The organism is Caballeronia sp. SEWSISQ10-4 2 (assembly GCF_030464885.1).
Lineage (GTDB): Bacteria > Pseudomonadota > Gammaproteobacteria > Burkholderiales > Burkholderiaceae > Caballeronia.
The window spans coordinates 187,993-202,258 of record NZ_JALPRJ010000002.1 but is presented as its reverse complement, the minus strand read 5'-3'; the positions used below and the strand labels follow the sequence as shown (position 1 = coordinate 202,258).

General features: G+C 61.0%; 8 protein-coding genes. 3 read left to right on the top strand and 5 right to left on the bottom strand.

The window, feature by feature from the left end:
- Positions 1–106: 106 nt before the first annotated feature.
- Complete coding sequence (locus M0D69_RS02560; protein ID WP_301780506.1) at positions 107–1,048, top strand: bestrophin family protein; 942 nt, start codon at positions 107–109, stop codon at positions 1,046–1,048.
- 72 nt (positions 1,049–1,120) lie between these two features.
- Here the strand turns inward: M0D69_RS02560 and M0D69_RS02555 are convergent, their stop codons facing one another.
- From M0D69_RS02555 to apbC, 4 genes are all read right to left on the bottom strand, one after another.
- Positions 1,121–3,415, bottom strand: coding sequence for an arginine/lysine/ornithine decarboxylase (locus M0D69_RS02555; protein WP_301780505.1), 2,295 nt, complete (start codon positions 3,413–3,415; stop codon positions 1,121–1,123).
- 104 nt (positions 3,416–3,519) lie between these two features.
- Positions 3,520–4,089, bottom strand: a complete 570-nt coding sequence (dcd, locus tag M0D69_RS02550; RefSeq protein ID WP_047896066.1) for a dCTP deaminase — start codon at positions 4,087–4,089, stop codon at positions 3,520–3,522.
- Positions 4,090–4,317: 228 nt separating this feature from the next.
- Complete coding sequence (locus M0D69_RS02545) at positions 4,318–4,818, bottom strand: superoxide dismutase family protein (protein WP_301780548.1); 501 nt, start codon at positions 4,816–4,818, stop codon at positions 4,318–4,320.
- A 182-nt stretch (positions 4,819–5,000) separates the two neighbouring features.
- The gene (gene apbC, locus M0D69_RS02540; protein ID WP_301780504.1) at positions 5,001–6,089 is read right to left on the bottom strand and encodes an iron-sulfur cluster carrier protein ApbC; all 1,089 of its coding nucleotides are present in this window, start codon (positions 6,087–6,089) and stop codon (positions 5,001–5,003) included.
- A 262-nt stretch (positions 6,090–6,351) separates the two neighbouring features.
- Between apbC and M0D69_RS02535 the strand changes: the two genes are divergently transcribed.
- Positions 6,352–7,008 carry an OmpA family protein gene (locus M0D69_RS02535; RefSeq protein ID WP_301780503.1) on the top strand — a complete coding sequence of 219 codons (657 nt, stop codon included), beginning with the start codon at positions 6,352–6,354 and terminating at the stop codon, positions 7,006–7,008.
- 952 nt (positions 7,009–7,960) lie between these two features.
- Positions 7,961–10,102 (top strand): methionine--tRNA ligase, encoded by a 2,142-nt coding sequence (gene metG, locus M0D69_RS02530; protein WP_301780502.1) that lies wholly within the window; start codon positions 7,961–7,963, stop codon positions 10,100–10,102.
- 90 nt (positions 10,103–10,192) lie between these two features.
- On the opposite strand, the gene M0D69_RS02525 is transcribed toward metG, so the two are convergent.
- On the bottom strand, positions 10,193–14,263 hold the full coding sequence (locus M0D69_RS02525; RefSeq protein ID WP_301780501.1) for a translocation/assembly module TamB domain-containing protein: 4,071 nt from the start codon (positions 14,261–14,263) through the stop codon (positions 10,193–10,195).
- Between the last annotated feature and the right edge of the window lie 3 nt (positions 14,264–14,266).

Below are 14,266 nucleotides of genomic sequence, written 5' to 3'. Positions count from 1 at the left end.
AGGCCGATCGTAGCTGAATTGGCTACGATCGTAGCCAATTCAGCTACAGTTTCGCCCGGCAATAGAACACAGGCATGCATTCAACTCCGTTGTTTTCGGTTCGCCCATGATCATCCGTCCCAAACTCAACTGGTTTCGCATGCTGTTCGTCTGGCGCGGATCCGTGCTGCCGCAGCTACTGCCGCGCCTCGCCCTGATCTTCGTGCTCTCGGTTGCTGCCATCTTCATGCATGACCATGTGCGCGACTATCCGGTCGGACTCGGCACGCCGCCGTTCGCGCTGGTCGGCATCGCGCTGGCCGTGTTTCTCGGCTTTCGCAACAGCGCGAGTTACGAACGCTGGTGGGAAGGCCGCAAGCTGTGGGGCGCGCTGCTGATTCACGGCCGCTCGCTGACACGCCAGGCGCTAACGCTGCCGAACGGCGTCAAGAGCGAGGACACGCGCGAGTTCATCGCCGCGATTGGCGCGCTCGGTCATGCGCTGCGTCACGAAATGCGCCGCACCGATCCTCTCCCCGATCTCGCCACACGCCTGCCGCCCGCGCTTTATCAACGCGTGACCCAAGCGCAATATCGCTCGGCTTTGATCCTGCGATGGCTCGGCGAATGGTCAGGCACACGTGCTCGCGAAGGCGCACTCGACGGCTACGGCACGCTCGCGCTCGAGCAGAATCTGAATGAGTTGTCCGCGGTGATCGGCGGCTGCGAACGGCTGGCATCCACACCGCTGCCGTTCTCGTACTCGGTGATGATCCACCGGACCGTGTATCTGTTCTGCGTGATGCTGCCGTTCGGTCTTGTCGATGGCGCGGGTTTGCTGACGCCCTTGTTCGCGCTGCTGGTCGCATACGCGTTCATGTCGCTGGAAGCGATTGCGGCGCAGATCGAAGATCCGTTCGGCCTCGAAGAAAACGATCTGGCGTTGACCGCGTTGTGCGACTCGCTGGAAAACGCGCTCCACGATATGGCCGCCGACCCGGCTTTCACTCGGCCGCCGAAAGCGCTCCTGGCGCCGGGCGTGGAAGACCGGCGGTTTATTGTGACGTAAGTAGTGCAAGTCCAGGCGCCAACGAAAAGGCCCGCAATCTTCGCGGGCCTTTTTCGTTCTCACGCCGTCACATCAGCTTTCGTTCTGCACGCAATCGACGAAATACTCGATACGCCCGTTGATCATCTCCCCGACCAGCCCGTGGATATCCGTATGGAAACCCGGGAAGCGCTCGTTGAACTCACGCGCGAAGCGCAAATAATCGACGATGGTCTTGTTGAATCGCTCACCCGGAATCAGCAACGGAATACCCGGCGGATACGGCGTCAGCAGGATGCTGGTCACACGCCCTTCGAGTTCATCGATAGGCACGCGATCGATCTCCCTATGCACCAGTTTTGCATAGGCTTCAGACGGTTTCATGGCCGGCTCCATGCTCGATAGATACATTTCGGTGGTCAGCCGGGCAATATTGTTGGCCCGATAAACGCTATGAATCTGCTCGCAAAGATCCCTTAATCCCATGCGCTCATACGACGGATGCTGCGCGATGAAATCGGGCAATACGCGCCACAAGGGCTGGTTGTTGTCGTAGTCATCCTTGAACTGCTGCAACTCGGTCACCATGGAGTTCCAGCGGCCTTTGGTAATGCCGATCGTGAACATGATGAAGAACGAATACAGCCCGGTCTTCTCCACGATAATCCCGTGCTCCGCCAGATACTTCGTCACGATCGCGGCAGGAATTCCCGTCTCGCCGAACTCGCCGTCCACATCGAGTCCGGGCGTGATGATGGTCGCCTTGATCGGATCGAGCATGTTGAAGCCCTCGGCAAGCGCCCCGAAACCGTGCCAGCGGTCGTTCGGCTTCAACACCCATTCTTCACGATCGCCAATGCCCTCTTCCGCCAGCGCTTCCGGTCCCCACACCTTGAAGAACCATTCGTCGCCGTATTCGTCGTCGACCTTGCGCATGGCGCGGCGGAAATCGAGCGCTTCCGCAATCGACTCTTCCACCAGCGCCGCGCCGCCCGGCGGCTCCATCATGGCTGCCGCCACGTCGCAGGACGCGATGATCGCGTATTGCGGGCTCGTGGACGTGTGCATCAGATACGCCTCGTTGAAGCGATGTTTGTCGAACGTGCTGTTCTCGGAGTCCTGAACCACGATCTGCGACGCCTGCGAAATCCCCGCCAGCAGCTTGTGCGTGGAGTGCGTGGCGAATACCAGCGCGCCCGTACGCGGACGCCCCGCGCCGATTGCGTGCATGTCCTGATAAAAGTCGTGGAACTCGGCGTGCGGCAACCAGGCTTCGTCGAAGTGGAGCGTGTCGAGCAGGTCGCCGAGCAGGTCCTTGATCATCTCGACGTTGTAGATCACGCCGTCATACGTGCTTTGCGTGATGGTCAAAATGCGCGGTTTTGCCTTCGGATTCTTCGCCAACGCCTCGCGCGCGAACGGATTCGCTTCAATCTTCTTGCGGATGTTTTCTGGCTTGAATTCGTCGCGCGGAATCGGTCCGATAATGCCGAAGTGATTGCGCGTCGGCGTCAAAAAGACGGGGATCGAACCCGTCATGGTGATGGCGTGCAGGATCGACTTGTGACAGTTGCGGTCGACCAGCACGATGTCGCCGGGTGCAACGGTCGCGTGCCAGACGATCTTGTTCGACGTCGACGTGCCGTTGGTCACGAAGAACAGATGATCCGCACTGAAAATGCGCGCCGCGTTGCGCTCGGACGCCGCGATCGGCCCGGTGTGGTCGAGCAACTGGCCGAGTTCATCGACGGCATTGCAGACGTCCGCCCGCAACATGTTCTCGCCGAAGAACTGATGGAACATCTGCCCAAGCGGATTTTTCAGGAACGCGACGCCGCCCGAATGCCCCGGGCAATGCCACGAGTACGAACCCTCTTCCGCGTACTGCACGAGTTCCTTGAAGAACGGCGGCGCGAGCGCGTCGAGGTAGACCTTCGCCTCGCGGATAATGTGCCGCGCGACGAACTCCGGCGTGTCCTCGAACATGTGGATGAAGCCGTGCAGCTCGCGCAGGATGTCGTTGGGCAAGTGCCGCGACGTGCGCGTTTCGCCGTACAGGAAAATGGGGATGTCCGCATTGCGCCGTCGCACTGCCTGCACGAACGCGCGTAACGCGACGATTGCCGACGCCAGCTCCGGTGTATCGCCTTCGGCCACCACGACGTTATCCACGTACGGCAGCAATTCGTCGTCGTCGATCGACAAAATGAAGCACGACGCGCGGCTCGATTGCTGAGCGAACGACGTCAGGTCGCCGTAACTCGTCAGCCCGAGCACCTCGACGCCTTCGCGCTCGATCGCCTCCGCAAGCGCGCGGATGCCGGAACCCGAAATGTTCTCGGAGCGAAAATCTTCGTCGATGATGACGACGGGAAAACGGAACTTCATGCGGCGAATCTCCAAATGGAACGACCGCTGGCCGAGTTGTGCGTGCTCGATTCCAGCGGTCTTTCAAAAAGCGTTGCAATGACGTTTCTAATCAATAAGAAACGTCAGGTTTTCGGCAGTGTCACGCCGATTTGCCCTTGATACTTGCCCCCGCGATCGGCGTACGAGGTCTCGCAGATCTCGTCGCTTTCAAAGAAGAGAACCTGCGCCACGCCTTCGTTCGCGTAGATTTTGGCAGGCAAAGGTGTCGTATTTGAGAATTCGAGCGTCACATACCCTTCCCATTCGGGCTCGAACGGCGTCACGTTCACAATGATCCCGCAGCGCGCGTACGTCGATTTGCCGAGACAAACGGTCAGGCACGAGCGCGGAATCCGGAAATATTCGACTGTGCGCGCAAGCGCGAAGGAGTTCGGCGGAATGATGCAGACGTCGCCCTTGAAGTCGACAAACGATTTCTCGTCGAAATTCTTCGGGTCGACGATCGTGGAATTGATGTTCGTGAAGATCTTGAATTCGTCTGCCACACGAATGTCATAACCGTAGCTGGACGTGCCGTAGCTCACGATCTTGCGGCCATCTTCGGAGACCCGCACCTGATCGCGCACGAACGGCTCGATCATGTTGTGCTCTTCGGCCATGCGCCGGATCCACTTGTCGGATTTGATGCTCATAGGGAACGCTACCCAACGAAAGAGGCGGCCTGGAGAGAGCCGCCGAACTTGAAACAGGGCATGGCCGGAAGCTTGGGATAGATCCAGAAGCACGCCAAAGCCAGCCAGACCAGACGAGAAGCGCGTATTTTACTTGATGCGCTGGCTGCGCGACGCTGCTATGCCCACAGGCCGGGCCGAGCGCCTTAACAGCCTGATTTCATTGAAAGAATGCGGCGACCCGCCGCATCACTGCCGGATCACGCCGCACGCAAGTGCAGGACCGGCGCCATGCGGCGTGAGGGCGTAGGTGTCAGCGGCGTCGCGATGAAGCAGGAGGGCCCGCGACAACACCGATCGCACACCGTCGAGCGACACGTCCGATGCGACGATGAAACCCGTCGCCGAGCCGTTCGCGTCGGCGTGAATGCTGGCCAGATCGCCTTCCACCTTGGAACCGGAGTTGGTGCGTTCGGACGCCGGCGCGAATACGGGACCGCCGTCCGAACCCGAGACGATGCAGTCGCCGCGCTCGTGAATCTGCAGCGCGTGGTCGCTATTGGGCGGCATGCCGGACAGGTTGTAAGACACCTGGACACCGTCGGCGCGTTCGATGAACGTCACCGTCCCGCTCGCCGTGTTGCCGCCGGTGGGCTGCAACGTGGCGTCGGCACGTTTTTCGTGGTGCTGGAACAGGAGGCCGCAGCCGCCGAGCAACATGACGCTGGCCAACAAGCTCAAACTCAGCATCAGGCTCGGGACCGGGTGTATCGCGGCAGGCGGTCTGCGCGACTCAGGCCCGTCGAATCTTTGTTTCATGCGATCCTCATGGCGACCCGCGACCACCCCGTGTGCTCACCTGGCCGCGCCAATCGAAGGCGACATGATACCGCGACACGCGCCGCCAAAATCGCCCGTGCCCCCGCTCCCGCCTAAGTGTTTTGCACTACGATGCTGGGGAACATCGACGTCATGTCCCGCTGGCGCTCGGCAATCGAAATGGCTACCTTGCGTGCAATCGAGCGATAAGCATCGGCAATCTTGCTGTCCGGTTGCGAGATCACAGTCGGCTGGCCCGCATCGGTCTTCTCGCGGATCGCGATATCGAGCGGTAAATGGCCGAGCACGGGCACACCATATTCCTTCGACATCCGCTCGCCCCCGCCCGCGCCAAAAATATGTTCTTCGTGGCCGCAATTCGAGCAGATATGCGTGCTCATGTTCTCCACGATACCCAGGATCGGGATGCCCACTTTCTCGAACATCTTCAGACCCTTCTTGGCGTCGAGCAACGCGATGTCCTGTGGCGTGGTAACGATCACCGCGCCCGTGACGGGCACTTTCTGCGAGAGCGTGAGCTGGATGTCGCCGGTGCCGGGCGGCATGTCGACGACCAGGTAATCTAGGTCCTTCCAGTTGGTCTGGCGCAGCAATTGTTCGAGCGCCGAGGTGACCATCGGGCCGCGCCAGACCATCGGGTTGTCCTGCTCGATCAGGAAACCGATCGAGTTGGCCTGGATGCCGTGGCCAATGAGCGGGTTCATCGACTGGTTGTCGGGCGATTCCGGACGGCCGCTGATGCCGAGCATCATGGGTAAGGACGGCCCGTAGATATCCGCGTCCAGCATGCCGACCGACGCGCCTTCCGCCGCCAGCGCGAGCGCGAGGTTCACGGCGGTCGTGCTCTTGCCGACCCCGCCCTTGCCCGACGCCACCGCGATGATGTTCTTCACGTTCGGCAGCAGCTTCACGCCGCGCTGCACCGCGTGCGCGACGACCTGCGACGACACCGTGACCTGTACGCCGGCCACGCCCGGCACGCCGGCGACGGCGTTGGACACGAGCGCGCGGATGGCGTCGAACTGGCTCTTCGCCGGATAGCCCAGCACGACGTTCACGCTGACGTTGGCCCCGTCCACGGCTACGCTGCGGATGCTTTTCGTGTCCGCGAAAGTGCGGCTGGTATTCGGATCGATCAGGCCGCTGAGCGCGGTATCGATCTGGGCGCGATCAAAACTCATCGAAACTCCAAGGGAACGCTTTTTGCTGTCGCGGATCGAATATTCCGCATGCAAACAATGAAATTGAAAGGAATTGTTGCACGACATTGCGTCGTCATCGTGCGCGATGCACTATCCGACGCTGCCATGATTCGGGGGACGCATCGTTATAATCTCTTGAATCCTTGGCCGTATTGTAGTGGCAGCTGTTACGACTCGCCGGAAGACCCTTTCGGGCTGTCGGTGCTGGCTTTGTATGAATTGGTACCCTGGAGAATTGATAATGAACTCGAAAATGATGACCCGCTTGTCCGTAATCGCCGTGGCCGGCGCGCTTGTCGCCGGCTGCGCGACCCAGCAAGGCAATAACGCCGCCGTTGGCACGGGCATTGGCGCCGCGGCTGGCGCCGGGCTTGGCGCGATCTTCGGTGGCGGCAAGGGCGCGGCCATCGGCGCGGGCGTGGGTGCGGCAGCTGGCGGTATCACCGGCTACAACTGGCAGGCCATCAAGGGCAAGCTGACCGGCGCAACGAAGGGCACGGGCACGCAGGTGACGGAACAGCCGGACGGATCGCTGAAGGTCAACATTCCGAACGCGATCTCGTTCGATACCAACAGCTACGCCATCAAGCCCGGTTTTGCGCCGGTGCTCGACCAGGTCACGCAAACGCTGACGCAGCATCCTGAGTTGATCGCGCAAGTGGTCGGTCATACGGATAGCACGGGCCAGCCGGCGTACAACCAGACGCTGTCGCAAAATCGTGCACAAAGCGTGGCATCGTATCTGGCTGGCCATGGTGTGGCGGGTCAGCGTCTGTCGGCGCAAGGCATGGGCCAGACGCAGCCTATTGCTGACAACACCACCGAAGCTGGGCGCGCGCAGAATCGTCGTGTGGAAATCTATCTGCGCGCGACCGCGCAGCCGGGTCAGGTTCAGTAAAACGTTTGATTTACAAGGGGAATGGCAGCTGCGCCGGGGCCGGGGATTCGATTCGTCTCACGAGAAATTCGCGAACACGAAAAATATTTGAAACTTGGCCGCACGGTAAGTGTCTGTCTTAACGGTAGGTGGCTGGCTTTGCCGCCACGTGCCATTCTCCTCTTGTCGTTGTTGCCCCGGGGCCGCTAATCGCCCCGGTTTTTTTTCGTCTGGAATTTGGACAGGTTTTCTCTGCTTTTTAGTGGTGTGTGGCCGCTTTGCGTGATGGTATTGCGCGGGTTTTATGTCCCTGGGACTGGATCAGTGCCGGGTTGCTGCTTTCGGCGTTAGTGGTCTGCGTGAGTTAGCTGATTTTTTTATCACTATTAGCCACTGTGCGTGGCGGCACGTCATTTCTTTGTCCAACGGCGACAAAGAAATGAAGCAAAGAAAGCGCCTTCCCACCATCGGCGAGTTAGTGTCCCTAGCGTGCAAGCCCCAGTTTTTGGCACCTGATAGCACGGTGCTCGCCAGACTCGATAATGTTTGAACCCCTCCTTCTCGCGAATCCTGACACGAACACGCTTCGCCCCAACGCTCTCGGGCAAGCACCATGACCCCCAGACCAAAACGGCCTGACATGTGCTGATCGCCTCATTTCTTGGTGGGTTGGCTACGTGATCTGCGCAGCTATTTTCGTGGGTGGTTGTTCGCGGATAGCGCGGGGTGTCCCTTGGGCAGGTTCAGTCACTGGTGGCGAATGACGTGCCGCCACGCACAGTGGCTAATAGTGATAAAAAATACTGCTAACTCACGCAGACCACTTCACGCCGAAAGCACCAACCCAGCACCACCCCCGACCACGAGCCCCCCGACCAAAACCCCAAGTGCGAACGAGAAACCCTTGACTGGTAGAATCGTCATTCGCTTTTTCGTGCAATCACTGAATTTTTCAACTGCAGGCCAGCGCCTTATGTCAGCACCCACCTCGTCAACATCCGTCCCCGCAGCGGCGCCAGCCACCCCTGGCCATCGCCGAATTCTTGTCACGTCCGCGCTCCCGTACGCGAACGGTCAGATTCATATCGGCCATATGGTCGAATACATCCAGACGGATATCTGGGTGCGCTCGCTGCGAATGCACGGTCACGAGGTCTACTACGTCGGCGCCGACGATACCCACGGCACCCCCATCATGCTGCGCGCCGAGCAGGAAGGCATCACGCCGAAGCAGCTGATCGAGCGCGTGGGGAAAGAACACAAGCGCGATTTCGACAGCTTCGGCATTTCATTCGACAACTACCATTCAACTGACGCCGAAGAAAACCGCGTGCTGTGCGAGTCCATCTACGGTTCGCTAAAAGCAGCCGGGCTGATCGAAGCGCGCGATATTGAACAGGCCTACGATCCGGTCAAGGAAATGTTCCTACCCGACCGCTTCATCAAGGGCGAATGTCCGAAATGCGGCGCGAAAGATCAATACGGCGATAACTGCGAAGTCTGCGGATCGACGTATCAGCCACTCGATCTCATCAATCCATATTCGGTAGTCTCGGGCGCAACGCCGGTGCGCAAAACATCGACACACTATTTCTTCCGCCTCTCCGATCCGCGCTGCGAAGACTTCCTGCGCGGCTGGGTCAGCGGACTCGCCCAACCCGAAGCCACGAACAAGATGCGCGAGTGGCTCGGCGACAAAGGCGACGCCAAACTCGCCGACTGGGATATTTCGCGCGATTCACCCTACTTCGGTTTCGAAATCCCTGGCGCGCCGGGCAAGTATTTCTATGTTTGGGTGGATGCCCCGGTCGGCTACTACGCGAGCTTCAAGAACCTCGCGGATGCGCGCGGCCTCGACTTCGAGGAATGGATCCGGCCCGGATCGAAGACCGAGCAGTATCACTTTATCGGCAAGGACATCCTGTATTTCCACACGCTGTTCTGGCCCGCGATGCTGCAGTTTTCCGGCCATCGGACGCCGACGAACGTGTTCGCGCACGGCTTTCTCACCGTCGACGGCGCGAAGATGTCCAAGTCGCGCGGCACCTTCATCACGGCGAAAAGCGTGATCGATACGGGTATCAACCCCGAGTGGCTGCGCTACTACTACGCCGCGAAGCTGAACCACACGATGGAAGACATCGACCTGAATCTCGAAGATTTCCAGGCTCGTGTGAACAGCGATCTGGTCGGCAAGTACGTGAATATCGCGAGCCGGGCGGCGGGGTTCCTGATCAAGCGCTTCGAAGGCCGCGTGCAGGACAGCGCGATGAATCATCCGCTGCTGCTGCAATTGCGGGCGGCCATTCCGCAAATCGCGGCGCTGTACGAGTCGCGCGAATACGGCCGGGCGTTGCGCACGACCATGGATCTCGCCGATACGGTCAACGCTTTCGTCGATACCGCGAAGCCCTGGGATCAGGCCAAGGACGAAACCAACGCCGCCGCGCTGCATGAAACGTGCAGCGTGAGCCTGGAAGCGTTCCGGCTGCTGTCGCTGGCGTTGAAGCCGGTGTTGCCGGTGCTGGCGGAATCGGTGGAAGGCTTCCTCGGGATCGCGCCGCTGGTCTGGGCGGATGTTTCCGCGCCGCTCAGTTCTTCGCAGCCGATCAACGCGTACAAGCACTTGATGACGCGCGTCGATCCGAAGCAAATCGAAGCGCTGATCGCTGCGAACCGCGAATCGGTGGCGCCGGGGCAAGCTGCTGCTGCACCGGCTGCTGCAGCTTCAACCTCGAAGAAGGCAGCGAAGGTGAAAGAGCCGGAAGCCGAAGGCGTGATTTCCATCGATGACTTCGCCAAGATCGATCTGCGAATCGCGAAGATCGTGAACTGCACGGCGGTCGAAGGATCGGACAAGCTGCTGCAACTGACGCTGGATGTCGGTGAGGAAAAAACACGCAATGTATTCTCCGGGATCAAGTCGGCGTATCAGCCGCAGGACCTGATCGGCAAGTTCACGGTGATGGTCGCGAATCTGGCACCGCGCAAGATGAAATTCGGGCTGTCGGAAGGCATGGTGCTGGCTGCTTCCTCCGACGACGAAAAAACCGAACCCGGCTTGTACATTCTTGAACCGCACAGCGGAGCGAAGCCGGGAATGCGCGTGAAGTAAGGTTTGCGGGCGCGTTCAGCCGCAAGAAGAAGGGGCCGTTTTCAACTCACGTTGAAGACGGCCCTTTTTGCATTTCATGCGCACAACAAGCTACTTCGTTTCCGACGGCCCATTCCTTCGCGACCATGAATCGAAGCGCCGCGTATAAAGCAGATCGATGCCCTGGAACGTGCCGCCATACGCCGCCACCGACCAGAAGCGCGAAAAATTAAGCGTCGCCTTGATCGCGTTGCTCGCCGACTGCAGACCCTGCTCATACCCAAGCACGAGCCGCTCATTGATCGCTTTCGAGATCATCACGACTTGCGGATCAGTCAGCCCGACCTCGCTCGTCCCGATAGAAAACTCATCCAGCCCAAACGTCTGCGCGATCCGCTTGCCCTGCGAACTGCCCAGCAACGCCAGCGCATTGGTCATCGCGCTCTGTTGACCGATGTTGTTGCCCTGATCGGTGCCATGCCCGAACAGCAGCCACGACAACTTTTCGTTATCCGGCACGTTCGGCTCGGAAATCAGCTTCGCATTCGGTGATTGCACCGTGCCCGTCACCTGCACGCCGGCTTCGACTTCCTGATTGCGCCGCATCGCAAGAATGTTGATGCCGGGATTCGCAACCGGTCCGTTGAACGTGAAAAAGCCGTTCTCGATCCCCAGCTTCCGCCCAAACGCCGTGTACGTGGAACCCGGCGTCACACGCACGTTGCCGATTGCCCGCAACGGCATGTTCGGCGCGCTCATTGCCGTGATCGTGCCGGCCAGGCCAAGATCCGCGCCTGCGCCGCGGAAACGGAATTTCTGGCCGAGATTGATATCGATATTCGCCCGCGGCGCGAACGCGCCCACGGGCTTGTCGCCGGTCGCGACAATCTTCTGATCCTCGCCCTTTACCGTGCCGTCTGGACGCACGATCACGACGTCGTCACCGAGTGACGGCGCCGATTGCTCGGGCAGATCAAACAACGCGCGATCGACCGTGAACTTGCCGTCGATCGCCATGCCGCCCTGCAAACCGGCGTTAGCCACCGAAGCACTACCCGACAGCTGCAACTGCCGATCCGGCGATGCAAACAGTTCGAGCTTGTCCGCAATGATGCTCGCCGTCAGATCCGGCTGCTGCTGATCGAGCCGCACCTTGCCGGTCGCGCGCAACGTGCCGCTCGCGCCGTGAAACTCGACCTGCTGCAGATCGACAAGATTCTCCGACAACGCAATCCGGATCACGCCGTCCTTCAACTGCACGCCCTGATCGATGACCGTGACCGACAGCGCGTCGCCCGTGAGCATGCCGGACAGCGTCGGTTTCGCAACGATCCCCGCAATGGTCAGCTTCAACCCGAGACGGCCATCGAGCAGATAAGCGGGACCGAACAGCCCGCCAGCGGTGCGCAGCGTTGGAACGTTCGCGTCGATGCCCCCGCTCAGCGACGCTTCGTCCGCGACGGTGAGCACCCCGTCGCGCGCTACCAGCGTCGTGTGGACGTTGGCATCGATCACGCCGATCCGCGTTGCCTGCGCATGCAGCGTCGCGTTGAGCCGGTTGCCGCCGGTGAAGTCGGCGCGCGCGGTTATGTCCGTGATGCCGAGCGCCGCAACGCCGCGTGCGGCGTCGATGGAGACATCGCCCGAACGCCGCTTCAATTGCACGTAACCTGTTGCAGTGGAGCCGAGCGCGAAATTCCAGTCGCCATCGAAGACAAGATCGGTCTTGACGGGTGGCGGACCACCTTCCAGTTCCTGGCGGATTTCGAGCAGCCGCGCTACCGACAGATTCGTCAACTGGCCGGCCGAACTGATACGCCCGCTATCGAACGCGAACGATTTCAGGTCGAGCACAGCGCCTTCCGCCGACAGGCGCGTCGCGCCAAGCACCACGTGATTCGGCGCGTAGCTCACGGTAAGCGGCGCGTCGAGACTCACGCTCGGCGTGCCCTTGTTCGATAAGCGCGTCACCGTGCCGTCCCAATGCGCTCCGTCGCGGGCATCGGTCAGGCGGCCGTTCGCGGCCAGCGTCAGGTTGACCGCGTTGCCGCGCACCTTGCCGACGGCAGCAGCGTTGAGCGTGTGGTTAGCGCGCGTGCCGTTGAGGTTCGCGTCAAGGCTCGCGAGATCGACGCCTTCCGCGCTGACATCGCGGGCTTGCAGCGTGAAAACGAGCGCACCGTTCGCGCCGTCGCGTGCGTCCGCCCGCCCTTCTGCATGACCGACACGGTTCGCGCCAAACACCACGCTGTCGGCCTGATAGTTAGCCGCCAGATTCGGATGCGCGAACGAACCGGTGACATCGCCGTCAGCTTTGATGAGACCCGCCAGGCCGAAACCAAGCCGCTCGAGCTGCGGTGCATCGATACGAAAACGCAAGCGGTCACCCGGCGCACCGAAACTGCCGTTGAGATCGACGTCGTTGCCCGCAATTGAAAGCGTCGCCGTGCTTGGCAAGATGCGCGTTCCGGCAACCTGGATCGTGCCCGCGCCGGTGAGCGGCAGGTTGTCGTAGACACTGTCGGCGAGCTTGAATTGCGCCTTGGTCGTAAGCGTTGGAGCGAGTGCGCCGGTGGCGGAAAGCGTGCCGTTCACGCGTGCTTCGATTATGCGGGAGTTCGCCACCGGCTTCGCTTTGGATCCCTTCGCCGGCGGCTGCTTTGCGACCAGTTGTTCGGTCAGCAGCAGCGGATTGAAATCGATGAACTTCGCCTTCAGGTCGTAGCTCGAATGCGTGTCCTTTTGAAGCGCGCCGCTCAACTCGATGCGGCCCTTCCCCGCGCTCAGTTTCACGCCATCGAATGCGGTTTGCCTGGCGTCCAGCGTGACCTTGCCCTGCACGCGCAACGCCGTTTTCGGATCATTGAGGTCTAGCGTAATGGTCTGCTTATCGCCAGTATCGCCGGCGAGATGAATGCCGATCGGCCCGGCGAACTGCGTTGGCCGGATGCTCGATTCGATCGCGTTCAGATCGAGTTTCGCGACCTTCAGGTCAAACTGTCCCGCGCCGCCCTTGAGCGTTCCGCCGCCCGTGACAGTCGCTTCCTTCAGCAGCCGCACGTTCAGATCCGAGATGGTTTGCGCCGATGCATCGAGCTTCACGTTCGCGCGGGCATCGATTAAAGGCAGCAACTGCTTGTCGACCGAACCCGGCTTCGCGTTCACGATCGACACCGGCCCCGTCACCACCAGCGCGTTCGGTGTCGCCGGATCGGGCTTCAGTTCGGCCCGCACCGCGAGATCCGCGAACGGCGCGCTCGGGCTGAACGCCTGCGGATTGACGTGATCGACGGTGACGAGCGCGCGCTTGAGCGGCACGTCGCCGAACGGCGCCGCCTCCACATGCGCCTGGCCCTTGAGCTTCAGGCCGCTGGCGTCGATATCGGCGGTCAGGTTTTCCAGCGAACCCGTCAGATGCGCGGCGACCTGCACGGTCTCACCGCTAACCTGCCCCGAATAGCCGGCATCGCCCGTCAGCGGGAACGGGCGCGCGCCGCCGTCCAGTTTCAACGCGGCGGTGATCGCGCCGAACGGTGTATCGAGACGCTGCACAGTCGCTTCGTGATGACGGCCGTCGCTGTGTCCTTCCAGCGCGAGCCGCGAGAACTCGGTGGTCGTCGCGCCTTGATGGAGACGCAGTTTGTCGAGCGTGATGTCGCTGATGGCAAGCTGGATCGGCAAGCGCAAATCCGTCGGCAACTGGACCGGGCTGGTGTCTTTCGGCGAGGGCGCAATGCGTGCATCGACCGTGCCGACGTGCAAATAATCGATGCTGAACCGCAACGGCGCACGCGTCAGTTCCCATCGGCCGGAAACGCTGTCGACGGCAATGTCCGTTCCGTTGCCCTCGAGGCTTTTCCAGTGCACGTTGCGCAGTCGCAAGCCGGTCGCGATCGCGCCGCCGTCGAGCGTGCCGCTCAGCTGGCCGCCGAGCAGCGAGGTCGCCGCCTGCCAGACGTAACGCGTCCCGCGCTCGCTGTTGAGGGCGTACAGGATCATCGCAACGCCGAGCGCTACGCACAGCACGAGCACAAGAACGAGGCCGCCCAGCCATTTAGCCAGACGCCGCCAGCCGCCGCGCCGCGGCTTGGCAGCGGGCGTTCCGTTTTCAGGCGCACCGTTCCCCCGGTCCTCGGAAGGATCCGGTTGATCTGCGGGGGATTGGCCGTTCTGGTCCGTCATGCG

Bases quoted from the DNA above. Each gene is read 5' to 3' on its own strand.
- M0D69_RS02555 (WP_301780505.1), bottom strand. From the start codon at position 3,415: ATGAAGTTCCGTTTTCCCGTCGTCATCATCGACGAAGATTTTCGCTCC.
- M0D69_RS02535 (WP_301780503.1), top strand. From the start codon at position 6,352: ATGAACTCGAAAATGATGACCCGCTTGTCCGTAATCGCCGTGGCCGGC.
- apbC (WP_301780504.1), bottom strand. From the start codon at position 6,089: ATGAGTTTTGATCGCGCCCAGATCGATACCGCGCTCAGCGGCCTGATC.
- M0D69_RS02525 (WP_301780501.1), bottom strand. From the start codon at position 14,263: ATGACGGACCAGAACGGCCAATCCCCCGCAGATCAACCGGATCCTTCC.
- metG (WP_301780502.1), top strand. From the start codon at position 7,961: ATGTCAGCACCCACCTCGTCAACATCCGTCCCCGCAGCGGCGCCAGCC.
- dcd (WP_047896066.1), bottom strand. From the start codon at position 4,089: ATGAGCATCAAATCCGACAAGTGGATCCGGCGCATGGCCGAAGAGCAC.
- M0D69_RS02545 (WP_301780548.1), bottom strand. From the start codon at position 4,818: ATGCTGAGTTTGAGCTTGTTGGCCAGCGTCATGTTGCTCGGCGGCTGC.
- M0D69_RS02560 (WP_301780506.1), top strand. From the start codon at position 107: ATGATCATCCGTCCCAAACTCAACTGGTTTCGCATGCTGTTCGTCTGG.